Annotated in this window: 16 protein-coding genes; 5 read left to right on the forward strand and 11 right to left on the reverse strand. The window is 54.2% G+C overall.

What is annotated here, in order from left to right:
* Positions 1 to 453: 453 nt before the first annotated feature.
* Entirely contained in the window at positions 454 to 1,596 is a 1,143-nt protein-coding gene (locus tag ACI0FJ_RS06560) for a M20 family metallopeptidase (protein ID WP_424300685.1), read from the forward strand.
* Positions 1,597 to 1,749: 153 nt separating this feature from the next.
* Positions 1,750 to 1,932 (forward strand): ferredoxin, encoded by a 183-nt coding sequence (locus tag ACI0FJ_RS06565; RefSeq protein ID WP_424300688.1) that lies wholly within the window; start codon positions 1,750 to 1,752, stop codon positions 1,930 to 1,932.
* Positions 1,933 to 1,982: 50 nt separating this feature from the next.
* Here the strand turns inward: ACI0FJ_RS06565 and ACI0FJ_RS06570 are convergent, their stop codons facing one another.
* The 10 genes from ACI0FJ_RS06570 to ACI0FJ_RS06615 form a co-directional block, all read right to left on the reverse strand.
* A complete protein-coding gene (locus ACI0FJ_RS06570) occupies positions 1,983 to 2,810 on the reverse strand; it encodes an AraC family transcriptional regulator (RefSeq protein WP_424300691.1) in 828 nt (275 codons plus the stop codon).
* 92 nt (positions 2,811 to 2,902) lie between these two features.
* Entirely contained in the window at positions 2,903 to 3,289 is a 387-nt protein-coding gene (locus tag ACI0FJ_RS06575; protein ID WP_424300694.1) for a cupin domain-containing protein, read from the reverse strand.
* Between the two features lie 165 nt (positions 3,290 to 3,454).
* Positions 3,455 to 3,652: a ferredoxin gene (locus ACI0FJ_RS06580; RefSeq protein WP_424300697.1), complete on the reverse strand. Its 198-nt coding sequence runs from the start codon at positions 3,650 to 3,652 to the stop codon at positions 3,455 to 3,457.
* A gap of 65 nt (positions 3,653 to 3,717) precedes the next feature.
* On the reverse strand, positions 3,718 to 4,791 hold the full coding sequence (locus tag ACI0FJ_RS06585) for a protein-glutamate methylesterase/protein-glutamine glutaminase (protein ID WP_424300700.1): 1,074 nt from the start codon (positions 4,789 to 4,791) through the stop codon (positions 3,718 to 3,720).
* A gap of 76 nt (positions 4,792 to 4,867) precedes the next feature.
* Complete coding sequence (locus tag ACI0FJ_RS06590; RefSeq protein WP_424300703.1) at positions 4,868 to 5,725, reverse strand: CheR family methyltransferase; 858 nt, start codon at positions 5,723 to 5,725, stop codon at positions 4,868 to 4,870.
* Between the two features lie 27 nt (positions 5,726 to 5,752).
* The gene (locus ACI0FJ_RS06595; protein ID WP_424300706.1) at positions 5,753 to 7,852 is read right to left on the reverse strand and encodes a chemotaxis protein CheA; all 2,100 of its coding nucleotides are present in this window, start codon (positions 7,850 to 7,852) and stop codon (positions 5,753 to 5,755) included.
* 99 nt (positions 7,853 to 7,951) lie between these two features.
* On the reverse strand, positions 7,952 to 8,314 hold the full coding sequence (locus ACI0FJ_RS06600) for a response regulator (RefSeq protein ID WP_424300709.1): 363 nt from the start codon (positions 8,312 to 8,314) through the stop codon (positions 7,952 to 7,954).
* Between the two features lie 21 nt (positions 8,315 to 8,335).
* Positions 8,336 to 8,647: an STAS domain-containing protein gene (locus ACI0FJ_RS06605; RefSeq protein WP_424300712.1), complete on the reverse strand. Its 312-nt coding sequence runs from the start codon at positions 8,645 to 8,647 to the stop codon at positions 8,336 to 8,338.
* Positions 8,648 to 8,690: 43 nt separating this feature from the next.
* A complete protein-coding gene (locus tag ACI0FJ_RS06610; protein ID WP_424300715.1) occupies positions 8,691 to 10,520 on the reverse strand; it encodes a methyl-accepting chemotaxis protein in 1,830 nt (609 codons plus the stop codon).
* Between the two features lie 332 nt (positions 10,521 to 10,852).
* Entirely contained in the window at positions 10,853 to 12,934 is a 2,082-nt protein-coding gene (locus ACI0FJ_RS06615) for a methyl-accepting chemotaxis protein (protein ID WP_424300718.1), read from the reverse strand.
* Between the two features lie 355 nt (positions 12,935 to 13,289).
* On the opposite strand from ACI0FJ_RS06615, the gene ACI0FJ_RS06620 reads away from it, so the two are divergent.
* Positions 13,290 to 13,964 carry a methyltransferase domain-containing protein gene (locus ACI0FJ_RS06620; RefSeq protein WP_424300721.1) on the forward strand — a complete coding sequence of 225 codons (675 nt, stop codon included), beginning with the start codon at positions 13,290 to 13,292 and terminating at the stop codon, positions 13,962 to 13,964.
* A gap of 96 nt (positions 13,965 to 14,060) precedes the next feature.
* Here ACI0FJ_RS06620 and ACI0FJ_RS06625 read toward each other — a convergent pair whose 3' ends face one another.
* Positions 14,061 to 14,903, reverse strand: a complete 843-nt coding sequence (locus tag ACI0FJ_RS06625) for a mechanosensitive ion channel family protein (RefSeq protein ID WP_424300724.1) — start codon at positions 14,901 to 14,903, stop codon at positions 14,061 to 14,063.
* Between the two features lie 288 nt (positions 14,904 to 15,191).
* Between ACI0FJ_RS06625 and ACI0FJ_RS06630 the strand changes: the two genes are divergently transcribed.
* Together ACI0FJ_RS06630 and ACI0FJ_RS06635 are read left to right on the forward strand one after the other, a co-directional pair.
* Positions 15,192 to 16,274, forward strand: coding sequence for an SPOR domain-containing protein (locus tag ACI0FJ_RS06630; RefSeq protein WP_424300727.1), 1,083 nt, complete (start codon positions 15,192 to 15,194; stop codon positions 16,272 to 16,274).
* A 182-nt stretch (positions 16,275 to 16,456) separates the two neighbouring features.
* Entirely contained in the window at positions 16,457 to 16,750 is a 294-nt protein-coding gene (locus ACI0FJ_RS06635; protein ID WP_424300730.1) for a late competence development ComFB family protein, read from the forward strand.
* The last annotated feature ends 7 nt before the right edge of the window (positions 16,751 to 16,757 follow it).

Consider the following 16,757-nt stretch of genomic DNA (forward strand, 5'->3'; position numbering starts at 1 on the left):
CCTATCTATTGGTTTAACTATTTCACCAAACGCGAAATATTGTATGTAATGATTCTAGCCGTAGGTGCCGACGAACCACGGAACTTGCGGAAGGGCCATTCGAATGAGAGAGAACTCGCGTGTATGTTATAAGCTTATGCCGCCGCTGGCAATGACAGATATTTTTCTTTATCGTGTCGATTGGTAGCAACAGCACAACACGCCCCCAGAGCCATCCATACGAGGCCTGCTTTTCTATGAAAAAATAAAGCGCTGGCAGCCATTCCGTCTTTTCCATGGCGATACTTCCAACGGAAAAGTCTTTTGAGAAACGGACAGACCTGCTACTTTTACCTCCAACAAAGCCGCATTCCCCCGTCGACTCCAAATGAAACTCAGGTGTGACAAACAGCCTGTGGGTCGTCGGCTTCCCCACTGCAACACCGTGGACCACGTCAGAAAAAGGCAGCCCCCATGCAATACAAAATTCCCGATCCAATCGAATTGGCCAAGGCGCTCATCCGACACGATACCTGCAATCCTCCCGGCAATGAAGAACCCGTGGTCCGTTTGCTGGAAAGTATGCTTGCCGAAGCCGGATTCGCCACGAAGCGACACAATCTAAAGGAAGGCCGCCCCAGCCTCGTTGCCCAACTGCCCGGGCCCACGGATTCTGCCCCGTTCGTTCTTTGCGGCCACTTGGATACAGTGCCCGCCGGTGGTCTGGAATGGACCGACTCCCCTTTTTCCGCCTCTGTGAAAAACGGAAGGCTGTATGGCAGAGGCGCCTCGGACATGAAAAGCGGTGTGGCCGCCCTGACTGCTGCCGCCATGGAACACGCCCGCCAAAGGGATGCAGGCATCATTTCTCCCCAGCGCGGGCTCACGCTGGTCTTCACCGCCGGAGAGGAAACCGGCTGCGAAGGAGCCTTGCAAATGGCTGCCGATGGCGTTCTGGGGCAGGCCCATGCCGTGATTGTGGCGGAACCGACCTGCAACGTCCCGTGCCTGGGGCACAAGGGCGTCCTCTGGGTTCGCATGCAATTTCACGGCACGGCTTCCCATGGTTCCATGCCGGAGCTTGGGGACAACGCCATCACCAAGGCCGCCCGTGCCGTACTCGCACTTGAAGATTTTTTCAAGGAGGTCCCCAGCCACCCGCAGTTGGGCAAACCCACGATTACAGTGAATACTGTGGGAGGACACCACAAGGTCAACATCGTACCGGACAACGCTTTTCTGGAGATCGACATGCGCCCCCTGCCCGGGATGGAACAGGAGGACATCATCAAGGCGTTGTACCAGGCGGTTCCCGATCCGTGCGAGATCAGCGTGCTGAATGGACAGCAAGGCATCTGGACCGAAGAGAAGTCTTTATTCGTCCAATCCGCCCTTGCCATAGTGGGAGAGGTAACCGGTACAAATCCCGAGGCCGGAAGCGTCAGCTATTTTACGGACACCTCCGCCCTTCTGTCCGCCTACGGTTCTGTTCCGGCCATAATCTGCGGCCCTGGCGATCCCGTCGTTATCCACAAGCCCAACGAATGGTGCGCGTTGCAGGAGATCGTTCAGGCCATGGACATCTACGTCCGCCTCTGCGCCCAATGGACGCGGTAACAGCCCCACTCCGGCGATGTTCAACCGTCTGAACGCACTAAAAGTGCCGATTTATCAGTTGACCTGACACGAAAAAAAGGTAGGAAGATATGAGGTCTCATATTTTGATATCCGCAGTGTTGCGGAGAGAAACTGAGAGTGCAGGAGGTGCATATGGCTATTGTTATTGATGAAGAAGCATGTGTTGGCTGCGAAGCCTGTTGCGAAATCTGTCCGGACGTTTTCGGTTTCAACGAAGAGACCGAAAAAGCAACCGTACTTGCCCCGGACTCTTCGGCAGATTGTGTCGATGAGGCCATCGACAACTGTCCGGAGGAAGCCATCAGCCGCAGTTAAAAACGCCCCGAGAGGTGGCCGTAGAATGTTCATGTTCTGCGGCTACCTTCTTATGTCGGTTTCCCGCCAAGCAATCCCTTTATGTACACGCCGGGAGTCATGCCCATGAGCTTCCGGAACACCTTGCAAAAGTGGCTTTGGTCGGCAAAGCCCGCATCGTATGCGGCCTGCACCAAGCTCCCCCCCTCGGCCAATACAATACGCGCGGCGTTAACCCGTACCTGATTGAGATACGCATGGGGCGGCATACCCACATGGCGCACAAAGGCCCGGCACAAAGCCTGCGGCGTACAGCCAGCTTCTTCGGCCAAATCGTCAAGCCGTATGGGAACCGCATAGTCCGTTTCTATACGTCCCCGTACCAGACGCACCGCGTCCGAAGCTTTTGCGTGTTCGTACTCGTCCGGTGGGCCGGCAATGTCACGGAAAAGAACCTCACCAAGATCGAGCAGGCATTCCTGAGCCGACATATCAGCGGCGTTTTCAAGCAGACAATCCTTGAGGCGCATGGCCTCGGCAAACCCGACGCTTCCCAGTGGACCGGAAAGAACCGGCAAATCCTCCAGCCTGCGTCCGAGTCCGCAGGCCAGCCCATGCAGCACATCCTCTCCCAGACAGAACATGAGATAGGAACAGGGCTCTCCACCGGAACTTTCACAGGCATGGACGTCCTGCGCGCCGACCAATACCCCCAGCCCGGAACAGATTTCATGGTCCTGCCCCGCCAGATGCATACAGCGACGCCCCTGCTCCACAAAAACCACACAGGTACGCGAATGCACATGTCTGGAAACAGGCTGCCGCACATGGCGCGCAAACACTGCTTCCAGACCATACAATCCGGCATATCTACGAAATTCCAGCTTTTCGCGGTTCATTGCACAACTCCGCGACAGGCTCCGGCTTTCCGTGTGCCGCATCCCGTCCCCAACTGGACGAGATGTGGTACACGGACAAATTTGCAGACGGATTAGATCAGGGCAGGGACGAACTTGGCAAGAATCATCAGGCCGTCTTCCCCTGCCTGAACCTTGTGCGAAACCCCTTTGGGGATAACCGCGCAAGAACCCACCGAGTATTTCAGTTCCTTGGTGCCCACCTGGGCCACGGCTGTCCCTTGCATTATCTCGTGCAGTTCCCACTGCCCTTCATGTACATGGGAATCCAGGCAGCAACCCGGCTCCACCCGAACCACATGGGAGCTGAACGTCCCGTCCGTCTCCTTGCCTGTAATCAGATGCCGCAAGGCAACACCCTTGAATCCGGGGTGGGCATTCCACGGCTTTTCCTCGGCACGTTCCTCACAACCGGGACAGACCACAATATCCGGAACAAACCCCATAGTATCGTGCGACATGATCGAAACCTCCGTTGTATTGATGTTTCAATCCTGTCTACACAAGCAGACCGGCAAGGTATTGTACGTTTTTAACCCTGGGGAAATGTAACGGGCACGACACTCAAACAGAGCTGCCATACGATGGTCTTTTGATGGTGGCGGAACGAACGCCCGCCACCAGAACTAATCTTCTTCCCAGGAAATGCAGGAGACCGGACAGATATCCATGGCTTCGAGGATTTCCTCTTCCGTTCCGCCGTCCGGGTTTATCACCAGGGCCTTTCCCTCCCCTTCGATAAAGCCGAACACGCCCGGACAGATGTCTACACAAGCCTGGCAGCCAATACAGTCATCCTCGTTGAGGGTCACGGTCTTGGACATAAAATACTCCTCTGCTCTTACGACGCGCCATGGCGTTCTCTACGACTTGAAAGTGGATAGTCTTTTCAGGAACAACGGCGCATGACCTCGGCGGCAATGGCCTGCAAGGGAAGGCTCTTGTCCACCCCGCCCAGCTTAACCGCCTCGCCCGGCATGCCGTACACCACGCTTGTGGCCTCATCCTGCGCCACGGTTATGGCCCCGGCATCGTGCATTTCCTTCATCCCCTGGGCACCGTCGTCGCCCATTCCCGTCATAATGATGGCCATGCCGTTCTTCCCCGCGTAACGGGCGGCAGAACGGAAAAGCACATCCACGGAAGGACGATGACGGCGGACAAGAGGCCCGTCTCGCACTTCCACAAAATAGCGAGCCCCACTGCGTTTGAGCAACATGTGCTTGTTGCCGGGAGCTATAAGCGCCTGGCCGCGCAGCATGGTATCATTGTCCACGGCTTCTTTGACTGTGATTCTGCAAATCGAGTTCAAACGTTGGGCAAAGGCAGCGGTAAACATTTCCGGCATATGCTGTACAATGGCAATGGCCGGACAGTCGCGGGGGAAGGCCTCCAGAAAAATACGTAACGCCTCGGTTCCGCCCGTGCTGGCCCCCACCAAAACCACACGCTCCGTTGTCTCCAGCGTGGTTGGGCGCGACGCCTTGTCGATAACCGCATCGGCGGTAAGGCTGGGCTGCACGTTTATGGTCTGCAAAGGCTTCTCGCGCAGTTTGCTGCGGGCAGCGGCCTTTACTGCGTCGCAGACCCGAATACGAGACTCCTCGAAAAATGTCTTTGTCCCGATCTTGGGTTTGAGGATGACATCCACGGCTCCGTATTCCATGGCCTTTATCCAGTTGTCCGTTCCCTTGCCCGCAAGCGTGGAACAAATGACAACGGGAATTGGATGTTGCGACATGATCTTGCGCAGAAAAGTCAGTCCGTCCATGCGTGGCATTTCGATATCAAGTGTGATTACGTCTGGAATGACGCTTTCCATACGTTTGGCGGCCACAAAAGGATCAGGAGCCGATCCCACAACCTCGATCTGGGGATCGCTCTCCAAAATAGAGACCATGACCTGACGCACAAGAGCCGAGTCGTCCACCACAAGTACTTTCAACTTATCCACACCGGTCATCGAATTTCCTCCATAGTATCAAGCCTACCACAACATGTGCTTCAACTGTTTCCCCCCCGTTTATCCCAACACAACGTCATATACGGGTATACACTGTGGGCGCGATCTGCTGGAGCGGGAGCTTCATCCCGGTAATGCTCTCCGAATGGCCTATGAACAACACGCCTCCCTTCTTCAGATTTTCGCTCAGCTTGTAGAGTATGGATTCCTGCACCGGTCGCTCAAAATAAATAAGCACGTTACGACAAAAAATAACGTCCTGCTTTTCGTCAAGAGTGAAAGGCTCCATGAAGTTGAGCCGTCCGAAATCAATAAGCTGACGAAGTTCGGGTGCAACGCGCACCAACTGCTTTTTACGGTCCTTGCTGCGCAAAAAATATTTGCGAACAATATTGCGCGAAACGCTCTGCAGCTTTTCTTCCGGATACACCGCCCGCATGGAATGCTGGAGCACACGCGTGGAAATGTCGGTGGCGGAAATACGGAATTTCAGCCTGCTGTCCTGCTCCCGGTACTCCGAGAGCACAATGGCCAGCGTGTAGGGTTCCTCGCCAGTGGAACACCCGGCGCTCCAGATTCGAAATACACCGTTAGGATTCTTACTGCGCCATTCGGGCAGAATTTCTTCCGTCAGAAACTCGAAGTGGCGCGGTTCCCGAAAAAAATGCGTGGTGTTCGTAGTCACCACGTTCAACAGGTGGGGGACCTCGTCGGAACTGTCCTTCCCGGAAAAAAGAAATTCCGTATACTGGTTGTAACTGGAAAAACCAAGGCTGCGCAGCCGCTTTTGCAGCCGTGCCTCAAGCATGGTTTTCTTGGAGTCCGGCATGCGGATGCCGTAGTATTCCTGAATAAAAGACCCCAGCCGCTTGAAGTCGCGGTCGGTCATAGGGTCTGGACGGTAGAGTCCATTCTTGTCGGTGTTTGCTTTCATAACGCACCCCGAACGTATGCGGGCTGATCAGGCAAGTGTTGTTTCCACATCCCGGATCAAACGGGGAACGTCCAAAATCAGAGCCATGCTGCCATCGCCCTTGATAGTGGCACCGGAGATCCCTTCCACATCACGGTAAACACGTCCCAAAGATTTGATCACGGTCTGGTGTTCACCTATGACATTGTCCACCACAATACCGGTTCGCTGTCCGGCAACAGAGGTCACAACGATCTGTTCGATGGCAGGCGCCTTCCCGTCCACCCGAAACCAATCCCGGACCTTGATGTAGGGGACGAACTCCTCACGCAGTCTGACAATCTTGCGCCCCTTTGCGCCATCGCGCTCGGATTCGTTGAGTTCCACGCATTCTTCCACCAGAGAGAGGGGAATGACGTAATACTCCGGCCCCACCTTGACCTGCAGCCCATCGATAATCGCCAGGGTCAACGGCAGTTTGATGGTGATGGTGGTTCCCACTCCCATCCGGCTGTCGATGTCTATGCTGCCGCGCAGGCTGTCAATGGCCCGCTTGACAACATCCATGCCCACACCGCGCCCGGAAACGCTGGTGACAGCCTTGGCGGTGGAAAAACCCGCTTCAAAAATAAGCTTGAAGCATTCCTTGTCCGTCAGTTCCACATCAGGGCCTATAATGCCTTTTTCCACGGCCTTGGCCCTGAGGACCTCGGGATTCATCCCCTTTCCGTCATCAATGATGCTGATAATGACATCACCGCCCGAGTGTTCGGCAATAAGGGTGATGCGCCCGCTTTCCGGCTTGCCCAGGGAAGCACGCTTCTCGGGCGATTCAATGCCGTGGTCGATGCTGTTGCGCAAAAGATGGACAAGAGGATCGCCCAAACGCTCTATGACGGTCTTGTCCAGCTCGGTTTCCGCACCTTCGGTGCGCAAGTCGATCTTTTTGCCGAGTTCGCCGGAAAGGTCGCGCACCAACCGGCTAAACCGGCTGAACGTGGTGCCTATGGGAAGCATGCGGATGCCGAGGGTAGAGTCCCGCAGCTCGTCGCTCAGACGCTCCAATTCCTCGGCCAGGGATTGCAGTACCTGGTCGTTGCGCTCGCCCACAACCTGGCTGATCTGCGCCTGGACTATGACCAGTTCGCCGACCAGGTCCACCAGTTTGTCGAGTTTGCCCGCCGCGACCCGGATGCTGGAAGCTTCGGGAGGCTTGCGCGCACTTTTCAGTTCCTTGACGACCTTCTGTTCCTTGAGCGCCGCGCTCACCTGCTCTCTGGAAACAACGCCCGCGTCGGAAAGGATGGTTCCAAGAGGCTTTTGCGCCTGCAGGGCACGGTCCAGAATTTCCGGCTTCAGGTCGCCTCGCTCTATAAGAATTTCTCCCAGCCGCTTGTACTCTTCCTCTTCAAAACCGGTCTCGGTATCGATGGTCTGGATGTCGATTACGCTGTCGTCCTCCACAAAGATGAAGACGTCCTTCAAGGCGTCACGACCAGCTGAAGAAATCAGAACAATGTCCCACCAGGCATAACAGGCTTCGTCCTCGTACTCGGACAGGCGGGGAACGTCATTAAGGTTGCAGGTCACAGCCCCCCGGCCCAGTTCCAGCAGTTCGGAGACCAGGTCCACAGGGTTGGAGCCGGAAAGAAAGATATCGTGACTGGGGCGAAAGCGTACGCGATAAACCTCTTCCCGGGCATTGCCCGCTTCTTTTTGAGGTCGGGCGGGTGCTGCCTCCGGTTCTGCCTCTGCACTGCCGGACTCGGGGTGGAGGTTGCGAAAGCCCTGCACTATCTGCCTGGAAAGCTCCACGTTGTTGTCGGCACCGTCTTCAGAGCTATCGAGCATGTCCTGGATACGGTCCCCGGCTGCCAAGGTCAGGTCCAGCAATTCCTTGCAAACCTTCACCTCACCGTTGCGCACGCAGTCGAGCACAGTCTCGACTTCATGGGTAAAGGACGCAATATCATCAAACCCGAACATCGCACCGGAGCCTTTGATCGTATGCATGGCCCTGAATACGCGGTCCAGAAGCGCCCGGTCATCGGGGCTTTCCTCCAGTTCAAGCAGTGCGCTTTCCAGCTCGGCCAAAAGATCCAAGGCCTCTTCGCGAAACGCCTGTTTGTTTATATCTTCGTGGGGCATGCAACCTCCCTGAAAAACCCTTTCAGGACGCATGTGAATTCGGCGCGCTCCGGACAGTCCGCCTTTTACATACGGTGCCTGAAAACACAGGCGAAATGCCTAACGCAGAACCTTTTTGACCACTCCGAGAAGCTGTTCCGGTTTGAAAGGTTTTACAATCCATCCTGTAGCTCCGGCAGCCTTGCCTTCCTGCTTTTTCCCAACCTGCGATTCCGTGGTGAGCATGATGATGGGGATGAATTTATACGCAGCTTGCTGACGAATGGACTTGATCAACTCTATGCCGTCCATATTAGGCATGTTCAGGTCGGTAATAACCATATCTACAGGCCCGGACAGCTTGCCGAGGGCGTCCTTTCCGTCTTTGGCTTCGATCACCGAATAGCCCGCATTCTTGAGGCTCATGCAGACCATCTGACGCACACTGGCCGAGTCATCTACAGTCATTATCGTCTTACCCATCGCCTAACCCTCCATCTGCTTTTAGGCGGAAACGTCGAACGGCAGCTCTACGCCCGCTTCGTCCATTATCTGGACGACGCCCGGTGGAAGAGATCCTGCAATTTTCAACGTTCTCCCCAGAGACGCAGCTGTCTTGTGGGCCGAAACAAGAAGCTGCAGAAAAGTGATATCAACCGGCCCCACATTCGCCATATCAAGTTCCACTACCTGAGCCTTGGTAAGGGACTCATGCAGAATTCCGCGCAGGGTTCCCGCGTGCTCTATGGTGTGGTTTCCTTCAAGGGTTAGGGTTGCGTTGCCATTACCCGTATCCTTAAAAATTTGTTCCCCCATGCCCAAATCTCCTTTTGAGTAGCACGCCAGAGAGCATCAGCTCTCAAAAAAGTTCGATATTATCGTCCGGGTCATCAGAAAAAAGTTCAATGTCGTTGCCGCCATCAGCCTTTTCTCCCCCGTCATGGCCGAAGACACTGCGGTGGACGTCGCGTTCCGTTTCCATTGTATAGCGGTCCAGCTTGCCCTTGAGATGGTCGGGGATGGCGGCATGAGCGCTCTCGGGAACAGCTCTGCCTATTGCTTCGGCAAGCTCTTCGGCCTGCCGGGAAAAAGCCGTCAGCTTTGCCCGAATTCCTTCGTGAAAAGAAACCCTTTCGGTCGTCGACTGTATATTCTTGATCAAGTGGCGGCTTTCCGAGATCAAAGCCAAAGACTCCTGAGATGCCATGTCATTGGCCTCGGCCAATCCTTCAATCGTCTTGCCCAAGTCGGCAATTGCCGTGACCATGTCCTGCTCGCGCCTGCCGGATTGATCCAACTCGACAAGGGTGTCCGAAACGCTGGAAACCTTGTTCAGCACGTCGGCCACGCCAACGGTATGCTCGCGCGCCCGTGCGGAAAGACTTTGGATTTCAATGGCCAATACACCAAGGGCAGCCCCGAGTTCCCCTGTATGAGCAGCCCGCACACTGGCATTGATCGCAATAAGTTCGATCTCCGATCCCACTTCTTCGATATCGTCGACAAAAATGGCCATATCTTTAACGATATCCACAACAGAGGCCATGAGCGTATGGATTTCCGTTTCCAATTCGGCATATGCCTGGACACCGCTCATGGCATTTTTGATGCCGGACTCGATGACTTGCAGAGGGCTCTTGTGGCACTCGTCTGCAGAAAGATCGACAGGCTCATCCAGAGCGCGCGACGAAGAATCCTGTGCCATGCTGGAGCACATGGATTCCACCGAGGCTCCAATACCCAGAAGATTGTCTTTAAGGCCTTCGATTGCGGAATAAAAACTTTCGCCCGACTCCTGAAGCTGGCGGGACTGCATCTCGCAGACGTGTACCATCCAGGCAGCCAGAGGCTCTGGTGCAATATCTGCAGAGGCTTTCAGGGAGGTGTCCAGCTCCTGTCCCATTTCCGTAAACGCTTCTTCCACATGTTCGACGCGCTGCCGGACAATGTCGTGAAACTGCATGCTGGAGACAGCCTCGCCCACCTGGGAGGAAATTTCCGAGCTTGTGCCGGCAAAATCCGAAGCCCGGTCGGAAACGCCTTCCAGAAAAGCTTCAAGAGCCGACAGATTGGAGCGTATGTTTTCCCGTACCTCGATGGAATAACTTTCCTGCAGGCTGGTAATTTCCCTGGTCTTGGCGCTTGCCTGGCTGACAACGTTCTCCAGAGCGGCGTATTTTTCCCTGATCTGGGAAGAATGGGCCACAATATTGGATGCGAGCTTTTCAACATCGTCGGCCAACGTGCTGAAACCTCGCCCTTCGCTCCCCAGACGGGCGCTTTCAATGCGCGTGGTCATGCCGAGAATGAGCAGGGTGCGAACTATTTTTTTGAACTCGTTGAGATAATTGTCCAGTGAAGACGCCATGGTCAAGATGTCGTCCAAATACCCAAGGCTTTCGCCTCCGCCTCCATCTTCACTGATACTGTTCAACTGATTAAGCGTATCGACCAGATTCTGCACACCGTCGGCCACGGACTCGCCCGAGAGCTTATCCACCAGCTGCCCGGCCCGCCCAGAAAGTTCGGACGCTTCCGACCAGATCCGATGCAGTCCTTCCCCCAAACGTAAGACCATGGGTTCCTGCTCGGCCACGATGCCTCGTGTCCCGTTGACCAAACGCCCAAGCCTCTCGTGCACCAACTTTTTGAGGTGCTTATTTCCCGCCCTGTCGGAGTCGTCAACCACTACTACTCTCCATCGACGTCCTCTAGTTTGAACAGTCATTCAGAATTATGATATTTATCACATCTCTCTTTGCTGTCAACACGCCCCGCCTAATTTAGTCGGCTATATATAGATCATATATAAGAACAGACTCTATGCCTAACACGTTGCAAGTCCTCCAAGAAAATACAGGAGACTTAACTTTATCATTCTGACCGTAATTTCAAAAAAGATAAGTTATTTTTTTACCAGAACTCCTCGAATCCCTGTAGACATTTCCCCCAAAACACCATCAGCCTGTTGCTGAGAAACGGTTACAGAGGGATTCACGTCGCTTTAGTAATGTGAAAACATTAGAGAAAGCGGATCTGTGCACGAATGGTATTGTTATCCAGTTTTTTGATGACCACTTCTACCGGTTCCTTAAAAAAATCGGCAGCACTATGCACTATGCCTTCAAAATAGTCACCCATCCCGCGTGAGGAGCGGTAGTTCATAAACAGAACATCGCCCTTGTCCTCGTAGGTGAACTTGGGCGGGGTAAGAGTGGGATCGTCCTTTGTCAGCTGTATGTGTATCCGGCCGATATCCAAAAAGAAGGTCTTGAGCGTGTAATCGCGTTTAAAATAACGGGGATACATCTTTTTAAACTGGGGAATTGTGTACCGCCCCAGATTAAAAAGCAATTTTTCAGGACGCACTCCGCCAGCCTTGCCGGCCAGTTCGGCCATCTGGTTGATAACGCCGTCGGGGTAGCTGCCCGTAGGCAGAAAAATTGGATCGCCCATTTCCTTCTGCATCTTCTCGTACACTTTACTGCCCATTTCCTTTTTCACGTATTCCTGCATGAGCTTGGGCAGTATTCCCTTCATCATACCGTCGGACTTGCGCAACTTCTCGTTGCCGTTGGAATGGCCGGAAAACAGCAGGGATACGTTGAGCAGCTCGTGCGACAGCTCTGCAAGATCGCGTGTTGCGCTGGCAGCCTGCCCCGCACCCTCATCCGCTTCCCGGGCGATAATTGCGATCTCCTCGATGTTGTTGTTGATCTCTTCGGCCGCGGCAGACTGTTCTTCTGCGGCCGTGGCGATCTGCGAAACACGCCCGACCATATCCTGAATTCGACTCATGATCTGTTCCAGCGACTGCCCCGCCTGGTTGGACATCTCCGTGCTTTCCTCCACCTGCTTTTCAGTCAGGTTCATGGAGGAAACAGCCTGCTGTGACTGTTCCTGGATGGTATGGATGGAGTCCTCGACTTCCTTGGTCGCGGTCATGGTCTTTTCCGCAAGCTTGCGCACTTCGTCCGCAACAACGGCAAATCCGCGTCCGGCATCGCCTGCGCGGGCCGCTTCGATTGCCGCGTTGAGAGCCAGCAGGTTGGTCTGGTCGGCGATGTCGTTGATCACCCCGATGATACGCCCGATCTCTCCAGCCTGTGAATCGAGCTGGGTGAGCACGCCGGACAACTGCTGCGCGGAGTCAGCAACATTGTTGATGCCCTTCACGGCCTCTCGGACCATATCCACACCGTCGGTTGCCGCCTGCCGTGCTTCTTCCGCGGCCCTGGAGGTTGCCGTCGCGTTTTCCGCAACATCAAGAACCGTTGCCGTCATCTGTTCCATGGCGGTAGCCACGGTGTCCGTCTGCACCTTCTGCTGCTGTGCCCCCTTGGCCTGTTCGTCGGCCGAGGCGGAAAGTTCTTCAGTGGCCGAGGCCATACGCTGGGCCAGTTCGCTTATTTCACTGCCCACGGCGCTGCTCTTGTCCCTTTGCTCGGTCAGCTTGGCGCGCTCGTCGTGCAGCTCGGTCATGTCCACATAGGAACATACCGCTCCAACAACCTTGCCAGCCACGCGGACACAATTGATGTACATCTGCAGCTGCAACTTGCGCCCGTCCCACAGGGTTATGTCGACCAGTTCTTCATAGGGCTGCCCGTCAGCCATGACCCGCTCCGTAGTCTGGGATGCCCCCTGCCTGTCGGAAAAAGCCTGACGGATGGTTCTGCCGACAATCTGGTCCTCTTTTCGCTTCAACAAACGCATCAGAGCCCCGCTGGCATGGGTCACAAGGCCCTGGCGGTTCACTATCAACGTGGGAGTTGCAACGGCGCCAAGTGCTCCGGAGTTAAAATCCAGGCTTTCCTGCTGTCCCATAAGCAAATTGGCCAAGTCTTGGCTTCCCAGATTCCGGTAGTCCTCCGCCGTGGCCTTTCCCTTGTTTTTCAGGATGGCAACAACAGCCTGGTCTTTGGCCTTGAGAAAATTGAGGGTAAACTGCTGCATGCCCCAGGCCAGCACGAGACACAAAAAAGCGGCCACGCCCAAAGCGACGTACCCGCCGCCGAGAAACCAGGCCACTCCGAAAAAAACCACCGGTAATACGCCCAATCCGGCCAATTTGGCTGCGTATGTGGAATCGGCTGACTTCATGTGTATATGCACTCCTTAATTTAGATCGATAACTCATGCCTGCTCTTTGGCAGAAAGGTTGTCGTTTCTACGCCAACCCGATGAAGAAAAGATGTTTTTAAAATAAGCACAAGTACTAAAAGAACGTTGTATTACCAGCTTCAAGGCAATCATACTAAAATATTCAAAAAACCAGCCTACACCAGAATATCATTCTGGAGGCATACTACACGATTCATCTCACAGCTGTCATCCAGAGAAGCCCCCCGGATCAGCTTTTCAACATGGCCGACATGCTGTAATATGGAAAGTTGAATCAACATATTCCTTACTTGTTGTATCTGCGCTCCTGTAAGAAAGATCTTGGGGAGGACGTATGAACAGGCAACTCATTGCCGCTTTGAAAAAACTCGGATCGGATCGCATATGGAGGCCGGTGGTCTCCTCCGACGGCACACTCCTGAACAACGGCCGGGGCGAACTGAACGACGGGCTTCCAGAGAATTCTCCCGTCAACTTCGCAGGAAAGACCGTCATCGACCTGGGTTGCAATGTCGGCGCATACACTTTTATGGCCGCAAAGCACGGTGCGGCCAAGGCAACGGGAACGGATATTGTCCCCGAGGCCATCGAAGTCTGTAATATCCTGCGTCATCAGAACAAACTGAAAAATACCGACTTTTTCATCTCAGACATCATGTGCCATGCATCCCCCGGAAAATTCGACATGGCCCTTGTTATCGACATTATCGGCAAAAATTTTATCCTCCTGCAAAAAATAGCACCGCTGCTGCATACAGCTGCATGCTACGCACGGCGGGAAATTGTTATGACCTTTCGGCCCATCTACTTTTTGGAAGAAACGTTTCGGGAAAAAGCCGGGGATGTGTGCAGAGCGTACCCGCAGGACTTCATCCGCGATGACAAGTTTTATCTGTACGAATATATTTCCCACCTTCTTGGTCCGCGCTGGCACATGCAGGCGGTTACCCAAGCCGCGCACATGGAAAAAAAATTCAAATACCTTTTCCATGCCCGTCGAACAGCCTGACCTCCTGCGACAAAACCACAAAAAAAACTCCCCGAAACAGCGAACCGCTTCGGGGAGTTTGCATGTGCAAATCCGAATCCTGCGCAAAACTTTGCGCTAGGACTGGTGCAGGTGGACGTCGGTCTGCGGGTAAGGAATGTTGACGCCTTCCTCGTCCAGAGCCAGCTTGATCTTTTCAATCAGATCACGCCGAACATCCCAGTATTCAGAGGTCTTGACCCAGGGCCGCACCACAAAGTTCACGCTGCTGTCGGCCAGTTCATCCACGGCAATCAGAGGCTTTGGCTCTTTCAGCACCTTGGACGCCTCCACCACCCGGGTGATGGCCTTACGCGCCTTTTCGATATCATCGTCATATCCGATGCCGATAACAAGATCGATGCGCCGGGTCTCGTTGGCAGTGGTGTTGACGATGACGTCGCCCATGATCTTGGAGTTGGGAACAATCACGGTCTGGTTGTCCGCCGTATCCAGACGCGTGTAAAAAATACTTACCTGCCGGACTGTGCCCGATACCCCGCCTGCGGTAATCCAATCGCCCACATGGAAAAGACGCAGCATGATGATCATAACGCCGGAGGCAAAGTTGGACAGCGAATCCTTGAGCGCCAGGCCGATAGCCAAACCGGCGGCACCCAACACGGCAAGGAAGGAAGCAACGTTCACGCCCACTTGGGAAACCGCTGCGACAACCACCGCCATAAGTATGGCGTAATAGAGGATATCCTCCATAAAGCGGATGAGGGCTTCGTCCATGGCTCGACGACGCATGGCCGTCGACACGACCCAAACAATTTTTTTAGCCATCCAGCGGCCAAAATAAAAAATAAGAAGGGCAAAAGGAAGACGTAACCCGTTGGTCGTCAGCCACGAAATGGCTTTCGTGGCCAGCATAGAGACTTCCTGGGTGTTCAACAGTTGGTTGTAGTCAATCTGCATGCGTATATACTCCGTTTGTCCGCGATGCGTTAAAAAAATGGTTCAGGGCCGTGTTTGTCAAACATAGCCTCAAATAGCAAAAGGAAACAACCGCCTTTTACGCCCTATTCCAAAGAAAATCCGGTGACAAATTCCCCGCCGCTCATATCCGGCAAAGTATCCGCTCGTATTGCCATGCACCTTCCGCTGCGCTAGCATTACAAAATGACAAAGAATATACACGTTTTACATATTTTAATTCTGAGTGCTTGCCTTCTCCTGCCCTGGGCGTCTCCGGCGGCCTGCGCCGTGCCCCAGGCCGAAGGATACCGTCTGGAACTCACGTACGAACTTCCCAAAGCAGAGGCTCTGAAGATGCGCGATGTATTCCGGCAGGAAGGATTCCGAGCATACATCGGCGAAATAATGGGACAAAAAGGGATGTACCGTGTGAGCCTGGGAACATTCAGCAAAAATGCGGTTGCCAAAACCCTGGCCAAAGGTATCGGCAAACGGCTGACGCTCAGCACGTCTGTTGCCTCGCTGGACTCCAAAGCTGCCGCGTACCCCCCACCGGACATCAGGACCAGTTATTGGACGCTCCAAATCGAGATGTGCTCCAAGAAGGAACACGCCACAACGTACCGTGACCACTGGTACGCCCGTGGCTATCCCTATTACGTCGTTCGCTTGAAGGACGATGACGGTAAAAACTGGTGGGGCACTCGCCTGGGACTTTTCCCGGACAAGGAAAGCGCCCAACGGACAGCCGACTTGTTTTCCCAGGAGATAGGCAAGCCCCTCATCCCCAAAAAAATCAGCCATACGTTGTTGGTGGAACGTGTTGTGGGGGATCTGCCCGAATTGCTCCCCACTCTCCCTTCTGAAGACGACAAGGCAGGCCCGTCCCCGAGACCGAAAAAGATTCAGACGGAAAAAAAGGCCGACAAGCCCGCCCTCCAGAAAGCTCCCAGGGTGGACCAACAATCAAAGCCAGAAGCCGCTGCCAAGCCAGCCCCCAAACCGAAAGCAAAGCCAACCGCAACACCCAAAACCAAGACTGCGGATACAGGCAAGTCCGCCGTAAAGACGTCGCCTGCTGCGGAAAAAAAGGCCATTCCCACCGCCTTCTGGACCCTGCACAGCGACTCATTTACCTATAAGAAAAATGCCCTCAACGAGCGCGACCATTGGAAAAGCAAGGGATATCCCTTTTACGTGCTCAAAGTGCTCGATGACAATGGCAGAACATGGTGGGTAACGCGCATGGGACAGTACGCTTCCAAGGAAAAAGCCCGCCGGGCAGGTAAAGAATTCACACAACACGAAGGCAAAAAAACCTTTCTGCGCCACATGAAACGCGCTCTGTACGAAAGAAGGCTGGTGCAGTGACAGCATTGCTGCAGGCTATAACAGCACAAGGCCCAAAGAAGCTCCTCGTGGCGGCTTTGGGCCTTCCCGCCCCTGAGGTTTATCCAGCCCTCTCTACAAAAAATCCACTCCGCCTTCTCCCTGTTGAATTTTATAAACAGGTGAGTATATAGATATGCAAACAACACCAAGGAAGTACTTCAATGAACAACGAGGCGTATTCTGTTCGTGGAACCTCATTACAGGATGTACGCAACAAAAATGAGCTGCGGGTTATCTCCCTGCTCTCCGACATTCTGGATGAATACCCGGACTACAGCCCCACCCCGCTTGAAATACAGGATATTTACGCTCTAGCCTTAAACCTGACTCCAGCACGCTACGTGCAAAGCTATTCCTTTGTTATCCGTGAACCCGTAACAGACGAACAATTGCAACAAGTTATCAGGCGCGCCGTGGACCGCGTGCGCAGCCACCCAAAGTCCGACGAGTATTAAAGAGGCG

It is taken from the genome of Desulfovibrio sp. 7SRBS1 (genome assembly GCF_049723905.1).
Lineage (GTDB): Bacteria > Desulfobacterota > Desulfovibrionia > Desulfovibrionales > Desulfovibrionaceae.